Origin of the sequence: Iocasia fonsfrigidae (assembly GCF_017751145.1) — a bacterium.
Classification (GTDB): domain Bacteria; phylum Bacillota; class Halanaerobiia; order Halanaerobiales; family DTU029; genus Iocasia; species Iocasia fonsfrigidae.
This window is the reverse complement of sequence record NZ_CP046640.1, coordinates 1,567,656-1,583,160: the sequence shown is the minus strand read 5'-3', so window position 1 is coordinate 1,583,160 and position 15,505 is coordinate 1,567,656. Positions and strand designations below refer to the sequence as shown.

15 protein-coding genes and 1 pseudogene are annotated in these 15,505 nt (G+C 34.1%); 5 read left to right on the top strand and 11 right to left on the bottom strand.

Annotated elements, in window-relative coordinates; all coding sequences use genetic code 11:
- Positions 1–3 precede the first annotated feature (3 nt).
- On the bottom strand, positions 4–1,173 hold the full coding sequence (gene ltrA, locus GM661_RS07510) for a group II intron reverse transcriptase/maturase (RefSeq protein WP_230869451.1): 1,170 nt from the start codon (positions 1,171–1,173) through the stop codon (positions 4–6).
- Positions 1,154–1,300, bottom strand: a complete 147-nt coding sequence (locus tag GM661_RS07505) for a hypothetical protein (protein ID WP_230869450.1) — start codon at positions 1,298–1,300, stop codon at positions 1,154–1,156. Before GM661_RS07505 ends, ltrA (GM661_RS07510) begins: the two co-directional genes overlap by 20 nt.
- A gap of 760 nt (positions 1,301–2,060) precedes the next feature.
- Between GM661_RS07505 and GM661_RS07500 the strand changes: the two genes are divergently transcribed.
- From GM661_RS07500 to GM661_RS07490, 3 genes are read left to right on the top strand one after another with little or no spacing between them, the layout of a single operon-like run.
- Positions 2,061–2,630: a TetR/AcrR family transcriptional regulator gene (locus GM661_RS07500; RefSeq protein WP_230869449.1), complete on the top strand. Its 570-nt coding sequence runs from the start codon at positions 2,061–2,063 to the stop codon at positions 2,628–2,630.
- A complete protein-coding gene (locus GM661_RS07495; protein WP_230869448.1) occupies positions 2,627–3,304 on the top strand; it encodes a flavodoxin family protein in 678 nt (225 codons plus the stop codon). Before GM661_RS07500 ends, GM661_RS07495 begins: the two co-directional genes overlap by 4 nt.
- A 38-nt stretch (positions 3,305–3,342) precedes the next feature.
- Positions 3,343–3,618 carry a DUF2087 domain-containing protein gene (locus GM661_RS07490; protein WP_230869447.1) on the top strand — a complete coding sequence of 92 codons (276 nt, stop codon included), beginning with the start codon at positions 3,343–3,345 and terminating at the stop codon, positions 3,616–3,618.
- A 276-nt stretch (positions 3,619–3,894) separates the two neighbouring features.
- On the opposite strand, the gene GM661_RS07485 is transcribed toward GM661_RS07490, so the two are convergent.
- The 5 genes and pseudogenes from GM661_RS07485 to GM661_RS07465 form a co-directional block, all read right to left on the bottom strand.
- The gene (locus GM661_RS07485; protein ID WP_230869771.1) at positions 3,895–4,137 is read right to left on the bottom strand and encodes a group II intron maturase-specific domain-containing protein; all 243 of its coding nucleotides are present in this window, start codon (positions 4,135–4,137) and stop codon (positions 3,895–3,897) included.
- Positions 4,138–4,311: 174 nt separating this feature from the next.
- Positions 4,312–5,207 (bottom strand): annotated as a pseudogene (locus tag GM661_RS07480) (reverse transcriptase domain-containing protein); the annotation flags it as partial.
- A 604-nt stretch (positions 5,208–5,811) separates the two neighbouring features.
- Entirely contained in the window at positions 5,812–7,002 is a 1,191-nt protein-coding gene (locus tag GM661_RS07475; RefSeq protein ID WP_230869446.1) for a hypothetical protein, read from the bottom strand.
- 160 nt (positions 7,003–7,162) lie between these two features.
- Entirely contained in the window at positions 7,163–8,458 is a 1,296-nt protein-coding gene (gene ltrA, locus GM661_RS07470) for a group II intron reverse transcriptase/maturase (protein WP_230869436.1), read from the bottom strand.
- 583 nt (positions 8,459–9,041) lie between these two features.
- On the bottom strand, positions 9,042–9,944 hold the full coding sequence (locus GM661_RS07465) for a class I SAM-dependent methyltransferase (RefSeq protein ID WP_230869445.1): 903 nt from the start codon (positions 9,942–9,944) through the stop codon (positions 9,042–9,044).
- Positions 9,945–10,261: 317 nt separating this feature from the next.
- Here GM661_RS07465 and GM661_RS07460 point away from each other — a divergent pair, with 317 nt between their 5' ends.
- Positions 10,262–10,486: an AbrB/MazE/SpoVT family DNA-binding domain-containing protein gene (locus tag GM661_RS07460; RefSeq protein ID WP_230869444.1), complete on the top strand. Its 225-nt coding sequence runs from the start codon at positions 10,262–10,264 to the stop codon at positions 10,484–10,486.
- Positions 10,483–10,881 (top strand): type II toxin-antitoxin system death-on-curing family toxin, encoded by a 399-nt coding sequence (locus tag GM661_RS07455; protein ID WP_230869443.1) that lies wholly within the window; start codon positions 10,483–10,485, stop codon positions 10,879–10,881. The genes GM661_RS07460 and GM661_RS07455 overlap by 4 nt, the downstream gene beginning before the upstream one ends.
- Before the next feature lie 171 nt (positions 10,882–11,052).
- On the opposite strand, the gene ltrA (GM661_RS07450) is transcribed toward GM661_RS07455, so the two are convergent.
- From ltrA (GM661_RS07450) to ltrA (GM661_RS07435), 4 genes are all read right to left on the bottom strand, one after another.
- Positions 11,053–12,372, bottom strand: coding sequence for a group II intron reverse transcriptase/maturase (ltrA, locus tag GM661_RS07450; RefSeq protein WP_230869442.1), 1,320 nt, complete (start codon positions 12,370–12,372; stop codon positions 11,053–11,055).
- Between the two features lie 626 nt (positions 12,373–12,998).
- Complete coding sequence (locus tag GM661_RS07445) at positions 12,999–13,436, bottom strand: L-2-amino-thiazoline-4-carboxylic acid hydrolase (RefSeq protein ID WP_125989655.1); 438 nt, start codon at positions 13,434–13,436, stop codon at positions 12,999–13,001.
- 17 nt (positions 13,437–13,453) lie between these two features.
- Positions 13,454–13,759, bottom strand: a complete 306-nt coding sequence (locus GM661_RS07440) for a DUF2087 domain-containing protein (protein WP_205739164.1) — start codon at positions 13,757–13,759, stop codon at positions 13,454–13,456.
- Between the two features lie 149 nt (positions 13,760–13,908).
- The gene (ltrA, locus tag GM661_RS07435) at positions 13,909–15,228 is read right to left on the bottom strand and encodes a group II intron reverse transcriptase/maturase (RefSeq protein ID WP_230869441.1); all 1,320 of its coding nucleotides are present in this window, start codon (positions 15,226–15,228) and stop codon (positions 13,909–13,911) included.
- Positions 15,229–15,505 lie beyond the last annotated feature (277 nt).

Genomic DNA, 15,505 nt, shown 5'->3' with positions numbered 1-15,505 from the left:
TATTCACCTAACATAACTAGCACCAGCACCTAATCTATATAAATTTACTTTTATTCTTGGCTTGACAATAGGATATTTCTCCAAGAATATTTCGAACTTCTCCCAGTCAAAGCTTTTCTTTTGACTGCGTCTGTTTAACCATTTATAAACTAGCTTTTGAACCTCATCATACAGGCTATCAATACTTTTGCTGTTATCTGATACTGCATAATAGTTGTATGTTCCTGTTAGTTTTCTGTTTAACTTCCTCATTAGTTCTTTTACTGGAAGAGTTCTATTATATTTTAGCCAGGATTTACATCTCATTATACTACGATGATATCGCTTATTACTTGTCTTTCTCTTTAGTCGTTTGATTCCATCCTTACATTTACCCATATAATGGGTAAATCCAAGAAAATCAAATGTGTCATTGTCATCATCAGCAGATACATTTACTATCTTAGTTTTCTCTTCTGATAACTCTAAACCGAATTTGGATATTCTTTCTTTCATTGCTTTATAGAAGTATTTTACATCTTCTTTATACTGTAGGCAAAATATTATATCATCTGCGTATCTCACCATGTAAGCTTTACCCTTTAACTCTTTACGCATTGTTTTATTAAACCATAGGTCAACAACATGATGTAGATATAAATTCGCCATAATTGGAGAACAGACTCCACCTTGCGGTGTTCCTTGTGGAGTGTTATATTTTATTCCTGCCTCCATGACTCCAGCTCGAAGAAGTCTCGATATGAGTCGTTGTATATTAGGATCTTTAATTCGATGGTCAATGAATTTCATCATCCACCCGTGGTCTACATTATCAAAGAATTCTTTAATATCTGTATCAACTACATAGTTAATATCATCTCTGTTAACTATTCTTCCTAATATTCTCAAGGCATCATGACAGTTTCTTCCTGGACGAAAACCAAATGAACATTCAAGAAAGTCTTCTTCATATATCGCATTTAGAATCTTTGATAGTGCCTTTTGAACTAGTTTGTCTTCGTATGCTGGAATCCCTAGCGGTCTCTTCTTCCCATTTTCTTTTGGAATATATACCCTTTTCGCAGGTAATGGCCTATATGCCCATCTTTTCATTCTAGCTATTAAGCTCTTAACATTCCCTGGAAGATTCTTTCCATACTCCGCTTTTGTTACTTCATCTACTCCAGCTGCCATTGTTTCCAGCTAGTTCATGATGACATTTGACTATCAATTCATAATTAATTAGATGTATTAGTGATGTAAATCTTTCATTAGGTCTATTTCTAGCTACTTCAGCTATTCTTGCAAGTTTCGTTTCCACATTTTCACCTATCTCTGTGTATAGAATATGTTTCCCTTTTAAGATTAATCTTGTGTAATCGCCTTCCCATCCACAGGCATTACTCTGCTTCCTCGGTACTATGCGATTATCCGACTCCCTGTAATATTAGATGTCCTTACTTTGTTATCGCTTGGTTACATCCTATCTCTCTGCGTAGAAATTACAGGGCCTCCCAAGTTAACAATATCATATCTATGTATAGCATGCGGAGGTCTCCGACCCCGGGGTATTATTGTATTCTCGCTTATCGAATACAATAATGTTGCCTTCTGCTCAGTCGACAGCATCGGCCTTTCCCAATCTCCAAGATTTCGAGGCTCAATCCCTTCAGCTAAATGCTTACCGCCTACTACCTAACTGTTTACGCTTAACATCTATGGTTACCCAATAAATGTCCAAAACTCGCTATGAGTGGTTTGCTAAACCTTCCTCAGTAGGATTCCCACCTACTATATGATATGCTCTTTTCTTGGCGCACCGACTGCCCTTATCGAATGAATTTGCGCGGAACGATAGTGAAGCCTTAAACCCCATGTTATTTGATGTCTTCCCCTCCACGGTTTTGATCTTTAAATGTTTTGATAAATATATAATTTTAAATCCATCCTAACACAGTAAATTAATCACACTAAATATTAATTAGAAAGTATTTTTAAGAAAACAATTGACAAAAACAACACTTGTGTCGTATAATTAATTAAAGACAGACATGTCGTTTTCAAGAGAAAGGATTTGTATTATGCTAACTAAAGGACAAAAAACTAGACAATTCATTATCGAAAAATCAATCAATTTGTTTTCAGAAAAAGGATATACCGCTGTTACAATGAAAGACATATGTGAAAAATGTCAGATGAGTCGGGGAGGTGTTTATAGATATTTTTCTTCTACTAAAGAAATTTTCATTGAGATGCTTGATACTGATTTAAATAATAACCGTTCAATAGTGAAAGAAAATATAAAGAAAAAAGTCCCAGCTAAAAAAATTATAGATGCTTACTTTCATCAGGAAATAGAATCTATCTTTAGCGAAAATAATGGACTTCATTTTGCAATTCATGAATTTGCATTTGCAGAACCTGATCAAAGAGAAAGTTTAAATCAAAGGGTTAAAGATAGTGTAAATATAATTAAAATGATTCTTGCATATGGTCAAGAAACACAAGAGTTTAAAGAATTTGATAGAGAAGCTGTTGCTACACATATTATTTATTTTATGGACAGCTTAAAGACATCATCTTCAATATTGGCTATGTCAAAAGAAATGGTAAAAAAACAAATAAATTTATTGAAGGAGTTAATTATATGAAAATAACTGTATTTAATGGAAGCCCTCGAGGAGCAAATAGCAATACACATGTTATTGCTGAGGCTTTACTCAAAGGTGCAAAAAAAGCTGATGCTGAAGTAGAAAACATATTTTTAAGTGAGAAAAGAGTGAATCATTGTGCCGGATGTTTCTCATGCTGGTATAAAACCCCTGGGAAGTGTATTTATAGGGATGATATGGATAATCTTCTTCAAACTTGTTTATCCTCTGATATTGTTTGTTTTGCTACACCAGTTTATTCATGGAATATGACAGCTTATTTAAAGAATTTCATAGATAGACTTATCCCTATTAAACGACCAACTGTTGTAGAAAGTAGTGGGAATTATGATATGGAAAATAATCAAAACAAATTGCCGAAGATTGTAATTATATCTAATTCTGGATTTCCAGGTGAAAATAATTTTGAAACTATGAGAACTGTAATGAAAACAGGAAATCCAATACTTGAAGTGTATAGAAATTGTGGTATGCTTTTAAGAAGCAAGGACCCTGTTGTAGTAAAGGTTATCAAAAAGTATCTAGATGTTGTATTTACAGCAGGCTATGAATTAGCTAGTAATTTATCGGTATCCGAAGAAACGCAAGCTAACTTAAATATGGAATTGATGCCTATAGATGAGTATATTCAATACATTAGCAAAGAAAATTAAGAAAGATTAAAAAAGATAGAGAAAGGAAAAATACTTTTATGGATAATCCAAAACTTGACATTAAACGATTTCTTGATGATTCAGGAAAAATAACTCAGCTATCCTCGAAAAAGAAGTTCCGATTTGCTACACTTAGTTATTTAGCAGATAAATTTGAAGTTAACCGTAATTATACAGAAAAAGAAATTAATGCTATATGCGATGAATGGCACACCTTTGATGATTATTTTTTAATGAGGAGAGAACTTGTTGATAACGGATTATTATGTCGCGTTAGAGATGGTTCTCGTTATTGGAAACCAAAAAAAGATTAGTAGTAGGTGGTTTGCACTGTATCATTTATAACATTATTAATGTTGTTATCTGCAGAATAATATTTTGAATATATCGTATCTTATAACAATGTATTTATCAATCAAATTCAGTCATCTTAGAAATAAAAAAATCCTTTCCACCCCCAATAGATTTTAAGGGGGTGTGGGGGGAAGATTTGTCGAGTAGAAGGCACCTCACGATGCCGAACCCTCACAGATCCGGACGGGCCCAATTCGGGCATCCGGCTCCTCACTCCATCTCACATAAAATCAAAACTATCCATATATATTTACACATATTCTTGCTTTTGGTATGTGTTTATCAATTATATATTTCTTAAATTTCTCCCATATAAAGCTTTTCCTCTGACTTCTTCTATTCAACCATTTAAATAGTATTCTGATAATTGCCTGTCTAAAATTATCTATAGACTTACTATTATCTGTTATTCCATAATATTGATAATGTCCTCTCAACTTGGATTTAACCTTATCTACTATTTCGTTGGTCGTCAACATATTCCTCCTTAGCTTTATCCATCTTGTGAATTCTACTATCTTGGCGTTGATTTTTTTCTTCATCGTCCTACGTTTTACCCTAAATCTACCTTTTCTGCTTGTACTACAGTAGTGAGTAAAACCTAGAAAGTCAAAGGTTTCCGGTTTGCCTCTACCTAATCGTCTGCTGTTACTGGCTGCAAATCTACCAAATTCTATTATCTTGGATTTATCTTCTGCCAGTGCTAAACCGAATTTTGCTAGTCTTTTCTTTAGTACATGAAAGAATATCTCTGCTGCTCTTTTGTATTGAAAGCAGCATACATAATCGTCAGCGTATCGCACTATCTCAGCTTCACCGTTGATACGATAATGTTTGCGAATTATCCCCATAAACCATAGGTCTAGTACATAATGAAGATATATATTTGCCAGTAATGGAGATTTATTGCTCCCTGAGGTGTTCCCTGCTCAGTTGCTGTGAGTTCCCCATCTTCTATTATTCCAGCTTTGAGAAACCTTACTATCAGCCTTTTTATATTCGGATCTGCTATATTTACTCCTATAAATTTCATTAACCATTCATGATTTACATTGTCAAAGAATCCCTTTATATCTGCATCTACCACATAGCTAATTTTCTGCTTTTCTATTACTATGTTTAGCTTCTTTAAGGCGTCATGACAACTTAGTCCTGGTCGAAATCCATATGATATGTCCAGAAATATGGCTTCATATATCGGCTCCAGTATCTTCTTTAATCCCAGCTGCACTAGCTTGTCTTCATATGCTGGTATCCCTAGAGGTCTTACTTTTCCTTTTCCTTTACCTTTGGGTATATATATCCTTCTTACTGGCTGGGGTCTATATGAGTGTGTTTTTAATTTTTTCACAAGAGCACTTATATTCTCTTTTAAGTTCTCCTCATATTCTGCTTTAGTTACTTCATCTACACCTGTTGCCTTACCAGCTTCCAATTCTTGATGACATAACAGCAGTAATTCCTCATTCAGTAAGTGATACAGTGAAGTGAATACTGTCTTTGGATTTTGTTTTGCTTTTATTGCTATCTTTGCTAATTTTGTTGACATTATTTATCCACCCCTGTGTGTGGTTAATGTGTCCTTAACAAATACGATTTCGTGCAGTTTTCCTTTTCTCCACCGGCATTACCCGGCTTCATCAATACTATGAAAACTGTCCGACCCCCTGCAACCTTCAGCATTCTTCCTTTTTATCAGTTGTTTGCTATACTTCTTTTCAGAAGAATTGCAGGGTCTCCTGAGTTATCATATAGTCATTGTATAACATGCCTGGCTCTTAGACCCCGGGGAGGTTTTAAGAAACTAGCCATTAATGTCTCATAAAATGTTGCTTTCCAGATATCTGAAACTGTCAGCCTTTCCCAACTGTACGATTTCGAGGCTCAATCACTTTCAGGCCTATTACCTAACTGTCTACACTTAAATCAATAAATCACTTTATTGACTCCAAGACTCGCTACTGATGATTTGGCTTAATCTTATCAGGTAGGATTTCCACCTACTAAACTATATACCATTGCTCAGTCGTACCAGATAACGTACCAGGGATTTAAGAAGTTCATGAGGTTAGAGCGACCGCTCTTACCGAATGAATTTGGGTGCAGCGATAGCAGAACCGGCAATACTCTGTTATCCGAAGTTTGGTCGTCGCTTACATATTATAAAATTTATCAAACTCTTCTTCTTTCAATTTATAATTCATATTATCTTCTTTTTTCTTGATTTCTTCTTTCATATATTCTTCATACTTAATATAATTAGAAGTCCATTTAAAAGCTCTTGATTGAACTTTATGTTTTACTAACATTTCATCGAGTGAATCGGTAGAGATCTCTAAGTCAGAATAAATATCTTTCCAACTATCTTTTATTTCTGTTAATGTTAAATCAGGTTTAGAATTATAATAGAATAAATTCCCCTTTACAAACTCAGATTCTCCTAAAGCATTTTTCAAATATATTGTCCTTTTTTCTCCTAAATATTTTTTTATTATTTTAAAGTTACAATTATCTGCATAAAGATTTGAAGGCGGATTAAAACCAAACTTTTTATATATTTTTACTGGAAAAAGAATCATAGGATTACATATTACATAAAGAACAATAATATGATGTAATAAAATATTAGTTTGGTGTAAAGCATAAAGAAAATCTTCTAAATCTGGAATTGAAAATCCTCTTGCTTTGGCTGCTAATGATTCAGAAAGTACTGGAACATGAGTATATGAACAAAATTTATAATACAAATTTTTTAGTATCTTTTCACTATTTTCTAATAAATTTTTTAATTTTGGAAAGGTTAAACACTTTTTGTTAATGACATATTCCAATGAGTTTCTAAATGGAGGCTTTTCTTTATTGCCTTTAATCCATTTGTAATATGACTTAAATCCCTTCTCTTTAGAAGAATATGTCCAATATAATTGAAAGATAGAAAGTTCTATAAACGGTCGTAATAATGTAATAGTTGACAAAATGTTTAAATTAAACAAACTTAATATACTCTGCCTTAAATAAAATAAACTTTCATAATAACAGTACTTATTTTGTAATAGAATATCCTCATTTATAAAGTAATCTTTAGAATTAAATGAAATTGAAAAAAGATCTTGGAATTGCATATAAGCTAAAAGACTTATTTTTAATTTTTTAAAATAAGATTTTAATTCTTTGTCTTCTATGTTCTGTTTAACGATATCCTTACCATACTCATTTATTTCTCCTTCAGTAATATTTAATAACTGATCAAATGTATAATCGGGTACCTCACCTTTAAAATACTCAACAAAAATTAAAAAACTGTTTCTAGTATATAACATATCTTTTAGCTTTGATTTTATCATTATAAACCTCCAAATTTTAAACTAGACCAAATTTTGGATAACGTATCCGTATTTCAGAAGTTCCTGAGTTCTAGGGGTCGAGTAAGCGGGGCTTTACAACCCCAACTCCTCACAGAACCGTACGTGCCCTATTTAGGCATACGGCTCTTCACTCGATTATTCACCTAACATAACTAGCACCAGCACCTAATCTATATAAATTTACTTTTATTCTTGGCTTGACAATAGGATATTTCTCCAAGAATATTTCGAACTTCTCCCAGTCAAAGCTTTTCTTTTGACTGCGTCTGTTTAACCATTTATAAACTAGCTTTTGAACCTCATCATACAGGCTATCAATACTTTTGCTGTTATCTGATACTGCATAATAGTTGTATGTTCCTGTTAGTTTTCTGTTTAACTTCCTCATTAGTTCTTTTACTGGAAGAGTTCTATTATATTTTAGCCAGGATTTACATCTCATTATACTACGATGATGTCGCTTATTACTTGTCTTTCTCTTTAGTCGTTTGATTCCATCCTTACATTTACCCATATAATGGGTAAATCCAAGAAAATCAAATGTGTCATTGTCATCATCAGCAGATACATTTACTATCTTAGTTTTCTCTTCTGATAACTCTAAACCGAATTTGGATATTCTTTCTTTCATTGCTTTATAGAAGTATTTTACATCTTCTTTATACTGTAGGCAAAATATTATATCATCTGCGTATCTCACCATGTAAGCTTTACCCTTTAACTCTTTACGCATTGTTTTATTAAACCATAGGTCAACAACATGATGTAGATATAAATTCGCCATAATTGGAGAACAGACTCCACCTTGCGGTGTTCCTTGTGGAGTGTTATATTTTATTCCTGCCTCCATGACTCCAGCCCGAAGAAGTCTCGATATGAGTCGTTGTATATTAGGATCTTTAATTCGATGGTCAATGAATTTCATCATCCACCCGTGGTCTACATTATCAAAGAATCCTTTAATATCTGTATCAACTACATAGTTAATATCATCTCTGTTAACTATTCTTCCTAATATTCTCAAGGCATCATGACAGTTTCTTCCTGGACGAAAACCAAATGAACATTCAAGAAAGTCTTCTTCATATATCGCATTTAGAATCTTTGATAGTGCCTTTTGAACTAGTTTGTCTTCGTATGCTGGAATCCCTAGCGGTCTCTTCTTCCCATTTTCTTTTGGAATATATACCCTTTTCGCAGGTAATGGCCTATATGCCCATCTTTTCATTCTAGCTATTAAGCTCTTAACATTCCCTGGAAGATTCTTTCCATACTCCGCTTTTGTTACTTCATCTACTCCAGCTGCTTTGTTTCCAGCTAGTTCATGATGACATTTGACTATCAATTCATAATTAATTAGATGTATTAGTGATGTAAATCTTTCATTAGGTCTATTTCTAGCTACTTCAGCTATTCTTGCAAGTTTCGTTTCCACATTTTCACCTATCTCTGTGTATAGAATATGTTTCCCTTTTAAGATTAATCTTGTGTAATCGCCTTCCCATCCACAGGCATTACTCTGCTTCCTCGGTACTATGCGATTATCCGACTCCCTGTAATATTAGATGTCCTTACTTTGTTATCGCTTGGTTACATCCTATCTCTCTGCGTAGAAATTACAGGGCCTCCCAAGTTAACAATATCATATCTATGTATAGCATGCGGAGGTCTCCGACCCCGGGGTGTTATTGTATTCTCGCTTATCGAATACTATAATGTTGCCTTCTGCTCAGTCGACAGCATCGGCCTTTCCCAATCTCCAAGATTTCGAGGCTCAATCCCTTCAGCTAAATGCTTACCGCCTACTACCTAACTGTTTACGCTTAACATCTATGGTTACCCATTAAATGTCCAAAACTCGCTATGAGTGGTTTGCTAAACCTTCCTCAGTAGGAATCCCACCTACTATATGATATGCTCTTTTCTTGGCGCACCGACTGCCCTTAACGAAGGGATTTGGGTGAAATGACGGTAGGAATGGAACCTGAAATATATTGTTATACGACGTATGAGCGGTTTTAACTAACAGTACCACGAACAATATAAATAAAGGCAATATATACTTCCCATTTTTTTATTTTTTCTTTTATTATGCTTTTTCTTTTTTTAAATCTTTCTTTTATTAGATTTTCCAGCTCATTAACTTCTTTTTTGTTTACATTATTTTTTAATAAATCTATTCCTATTTTTAAAGTTTCTAAACATTGCTTTTCTCTTACGTTAACAATAAACAACTTCTCTTCTACGCTGTTCCTGTCATCATCTATTACTGTAGGCATAGCAATTCCATCTACTATTATATTCTTGAAATCTAGTTCTTCAAATAATTTTGGTAGCTTACTAAATCCCACCCATAAATTCCTATTTATATGTTCTTTATTTACTTGCTTAAAAGCTTCATCAAATATGCCCCATAATTCTTTTTCTCTTGCTGTTTGTTCAGGGAACATATACGGAGTAGTTGATATAGCATTTTTTGCAGCACTAAACATAACAGATACTACTCCATTTTTTCGGCAAACTCTTTTTTGTTCAGATAAAAATTCTTTGTTTGGTACATGTTCAATAACAGTATGAGAAGTACATGCATCAACACTATTATCTTTTAAAGGTATGATCAATGCATCTCCTTCCCTGTACTTAATGTTGGTGTACCCATATTTATTAGCTTTCTCAGCTGCATATTTAATAAATTCTACATCTCTATCTATACCAATTATATGAGTTTTCTCACTTAACCAACTAGATAACTTTCTTGTTAAAGCCCCAGGACCACAACCAACATCTACTATAGTCATTCCATTTTCCAAGCCTAATAAGTCTAATAATAATTCTTTTCTATCATTTCTAAATCTAATTTCACGACTTAAATCTAAAGTTAATGGCCCCTGTATTTTACTAGACCATAAATCATTACCCATGTTTGCCCCCCTTATCTGATCTTCACTTGCTCATATGTCGTATAACGTTTTTGTGTTTACGACGTTGGTATTCCTGGCATCCTTGCTTTCATAAATTAACAGAAGGATTGGCAGGACTTTTGCTCATCCTTACGCTTAAACCCTATTGCAAAAGTCATGACAAAGCCAATGTCCCGTAGGGTCGCCGGTTTTTGGCGAACGTAAACACTGTGTTATCTGATCGTTTGCCTTTTCTTTTATATTTAGCCATTTAATTCTTATCTCCTTCTTGCATTCTATGTAATACAAATGTTATAATATAAATGAGGTGATAAAATATGAAATATATTAAATTGCGTAAAGTTGGAAATAGTTTCGGGTTTACGGTTCCCAAAGAACTTATAGAAAAATATAATCTCAAAGAAGGCGAAAATTTACATGTAATCGAAAATAATGATGGGTTCACGCTAACACCATATAATCCAGAATTTAAAAAATGGGCTAACGCTTTTGACAAAACCAATAAAAAATATAAAAACACTTTAAAGGAATTATCTAAATGAAAAATATTATATTCATTCCAAAAAAACTTATCCTCTACTTCTATGATCAACTTATTCAAACCTATGGCGGCACCTACGGTATCCGTGATGAAAGGTTACTAGACTCTGCACTTGAACAACCTAAAGCAACTTATGGAGGTAACTATTTACATGATACCTTAATGAAAATGGCTGCAGCATACGGCTATCACTTATGTAATAATCATCCATTCGTAGACGGGAATAAAAGAATTGCTCTTATAGCCATGGATGTTTTCCTACAAAGAAATGGTTTTGAAATTATTGCTTCAGAAAAAGAAACCTACAAAATAATGATACAATTATCATCAGGTGGATTATCAAAAAAAAATTTAGCGACCTGGCTTGAAAATAATACATCTCCATTAACAGATTAAACTTCTGGGATAAAATGAACTGGAAGTTTTTCTGTTTTTTTGTAACAGTCATTATCAACATTCGGGCAAATGTGTCGAGTAGAAGGCACCTCACGATGCCGAACCCTCACAGATCCGGACGGGCCCAATTCGGGCATCCGGCTCCTCACTCCATCTCACATAAAATCAAAACTATCCATATATATTTACACATATTCTTGCTTTTGGTATGTGTTTATCAATTATATATTTCTTAAATTTCTCCCATATAAAGCTTTTCCTCTGACTTCTTCTATTCAACCATTTAAATTGTATTCTGATAATTGCCTGTCTAAAATTATCTATAGACTTACTATTATCTGTTATTCCATAATATTGATAATGTCCTCTCAACTTGGATTTAACCTTATCTACTATTTCGTTGGTCGTCAACATATTCCTCCTTAGCTTTATCCATCTTGTGAATTCTACTATCTTGGCGTTGATTTTTTTCTTCATCGTCCTACGTTTTACCCTAAATCTACCTTTTCTGCTTGTACTACAGTAGTGAGTAAAACCTAGAAAGTCAAAGGTTTCCGGTTTGCCTCTACCTAATCGTCTGCTGTTACTGGCTGCAAATCTACCAAATTCTATTATCTTGGATTTATCTTCTGCCAGTGCTAAACCGAATTTTGCTAGTCTTTTCTTTAGTACATGAAAGAATATCTCTGCTGCTCTTTTGTATTGAAAGCAGCATACATAATCGTCAGCGTATCGCACTATCTCAGCTTCACCGTTGATACGATAATGTTTGCGAATTATCCCCATAAACCATAGGTCTAGTACATAATGAAGATATATATTTGCCAGTAATGGAGATATTATTGCTCCCTGAGGTGTTCCCTGCTCAGTTACTGTGAGTTCCCCATCTTCTATTATTCCAGCTTTGAGAAACCTTACTATCAACCTTTTTATATTCGGATCTGCTATATTTACTCCTATAAATTTCATTAACCATTCATGATTTACATTGTCAAAGAATCCCTTTATATCTGCATCTACCACATAGCTAATTTTCTGCTTTTCTATTACTATGTTTAGCTTCTTTAAGGCGTCATGACAACTTAGTCCTGGTCGAAATCCATATGATATGTCCAGAAATATGGCTTCATATATCGGCTCCAGTATCTTCTTTAATCCCAGCTGCACTAGCTTGTCTTCATATGCTGGTATCCCTAGAGGTCTTACTTTTCCTTTTCCTTTTCCTTTACCTTTGGGTATATATATCCTTCTTACTGGCTGGGGTCTATATGAGTGTGTTTTTAATTTTTTCACAAGAGCACTTATATTCTCTTTTAAGTTCTCCTCATATTCTGCTTTAGTTACTTCATCTACACCTGTTGCCTTACCAGCTTCCAATTCTTGATGACATAACAGCAGTAATTCCTCATTCAGTAAGTGATACAGTGAAGTGAATACTGTCTTTGGATTTTGTTTTGCTTTTATTGCTATCTTTGCTAATTTTGTTGACATTATTTATCCACCCCTGTGTGTGGTTAATGTGTCCTTAACAAATACGATTTCGTGCAGTTTTCCTTTTCTCCACCGGCATTACCCGGCTTCATCAATACTATGAAAACTGTCCGACTCCCTGCAACCTTCAGCATCCTTTTTATCAGTTGTTTGCTATACTTCTTTTCAGAAGAATTGCAGGGTCTCCTGAGTTATCATATAGTCATTGTATAACATGCCTGGCTCTTAGACCCCGGGGAGGTTTTAAGAAACTAGCCATTAATGTCTCATAAAATGTTGCTTTCCAGATATCTGAAACTGTCAGCCTTTCCCAACTGTACGATTTCGAGGCTCAATCACTTTCAGGCCTATTACCTAACTGTCTACACTTAAATCAATAAATCACTTTATTGACTCCAAGACTCGCTACTGATGATTTGGCTTAATCTTATCAGGTAGGATTTCCACCTACTAAACTATATACCATTGCTCAGTCGTACCAGATAACGTATCCGTATTGCCGAAGTTCATGAGCCTTAGCCAGACTTGGCTTAGGTTCATGAATTTGGGTGAAATGACGTCAGGAATGGAACCGGCAATATTTTGTTATCTGATGTAGCCGCAACTCCCCCGTTGTATGCCTTAATTTATTTATCGGTTTTCTTTACATATTCGTGAATACAGCAATCATCTTCTTGCATAAAAGATTTTGAAATAATAAGTTCCATATTTTGATCATATCCCTTGGCTATAGCGAAATCTTGTTTACACTTAAATCTAGAACCTATTTCTGGTCTTCCTAATGACTGAAAAATATCAGCAATCATACATTTATTTGTTTTTATAATTGCCTTATTCTTAGAATCTAATATTACTTCTATTTCCTCGGAGTCATTTTCTAAAAAATGTTTGACATAATTACTCGGGTTAATATTAGGATAATCATTTTCTCTAAGTTCTTTCCCATAATCATATGCAGATTTATATAAAGCTTTTTCAACAATTTCTAAAGCTTCTTCTCCATAATTTTGCTTCAAACTATCGATAACACTTATTACATCATCAGCTTCCCAACCTGAACTCAATTTATATCACCTCATATTTACATTCGCTCATTTACCCAATAATATTTACAGTCTCTAGTTCTTTCCATAAATCCATAATCAATTAAATGTCTTCTAATAGTAGCATAATCAGAATAAATCTCTTTTAACTTTCGATTAATTTGCTTATAATCATATTTTTTACTTGCTTCAAAATTTTTCATTATGTATTTTAAAACAATAACTTTTTTCTTCTCTTTACTAGGTAAAGTGCTGAGTATTTCATTTCCGTTTTCTACCTTAAAATAATTTATAAATACTTTTTCACTTTCTTCTTTGGTAACTTTGTATTTATCTTTAATCATAGCAAGCCCCCTCTCAAATAACATTCAAAAAATACAAACAAGCTGCTATTTGTCGAGTAGAAGGCACCTCACGATGCCGAACCCTCACAGATCCGGACGGGCCCAATTCGGGCATCCGGCTCCTCACTCCATCTCACATAAAATCAAAACTATCCATATATATTTACACATATTCTTGCTTTTGGTATGTGTTTATCAATTATATATTTCTTAAATTTCTCCCATATAAAGCTTTTCCTCTGACTTCTTCTATTCAACCATTTAAATAGTATTCTGATAATTGCCTGTCTAAAATTATCTATAGACTTACTATTATCTGTTATTCCATAATATTGATAATGTCCCCTCAACTTGGATTTAACCTTATCTACTATTTCGTTGGTCGTCAACATATTCCTCCTTAGCTTTATCCATCTTGTGAATTCTACTATCTTGGCGTTGATTTTTTTCTTCATCGTCCTACGTTTTACCCTAAATCTACCTTTTCTGCTTGTACTACAGTAGTGAGTAAAACCTAGAAAGTCAAAGGTTTCCGGTTTGCCTCTACCTAATCGTCTGCTGTTACTGGCTGCAAATCTACCAAATTCTATTATCTTGGATTTATCTTCTGCCAGTGCTAAACCGAATTTTGCTAGTCTTTTCTTTAGTACATGAAAGAATATCTCTGCTGCTCTTTTGTATTGAAAGCAGCATACATAATCGTCAGCGTATCGCACTATCTCAGCTTCACCGTTGATACGATAATGTTTGCCAATTATCCCCATAAACCATAGGTCTAGTACATAATGAAGATATATATTTGCCAGTAATGGAGATATTATTGCTCCCTGAGGTGTTCCCTGCTCAGTTGCTGTGAGTTCCCCATCTTCTATTATTCCAGCTTTGAGAAACCTTACTATCAGCCTTTTTATATTCGGATCTGCTATATTTACTCCTATAAATTTCATTAACCATTCATGATTTACATTGTCAAAGAATCCCTTTATATCTGCATCTACCACATAGCTGATTTTCTGCTTTTCTATTACTATGTTTAGCTTCTTTAAGGCGTCATGACAACTTAGTCCTGGTCGAAATCCATATGATATGTCCAGAAATATGGCTTCATATATCGGCTCCAGTATCTTCTTTAATCCCAGCTGCACTAGCTTGTCTTCATATGCTGGTATCCCTAGAGGTCTTACTTTTCCTTTTCCTTTTCCTTTACCTTTGGGTATATATATCCTTCTTACTGGCTGGGGTCTATATGAGTGTGTTTTTAATTTTTCCACAAGAGCACTTATATTCTCTTTTAAGTTCTCCTCATATTCTGCTTTAGTTACTTCATCTACACCTGTTGCCTTACCAGCTTCCAATTCTTGATGACATAACAGCAGTAATTCCTCATTCAGTAAGTGATACAGTGAAGTGAATACTGTCTTTGGATTTTGTTTTGCTTTTATTGCTATCTTTGCTAATTTTGTTGACATTATTTATCCACCCCTGTGTGTGGTTAATGTGTCCTTAACAAATACGATTTCGTGCAGTTTTCCTTTTCTCCACCGGCATTACCCGGCTTCATCAATACTATGAAAACTGTCCGACTCCCTGCAACCTTCAGCATTCTTCCTTTTTATCAGTTGTTTGCTATACTTCTTTTCAGAAGAATTGCAGGGTCTCCTGAGTTATCATATAGTCATTGTATAACATGCCTGGCTCTTAGACCCCGGGGAGGTTTTAAGAAACTAGCCATTAATGTCTCATAAA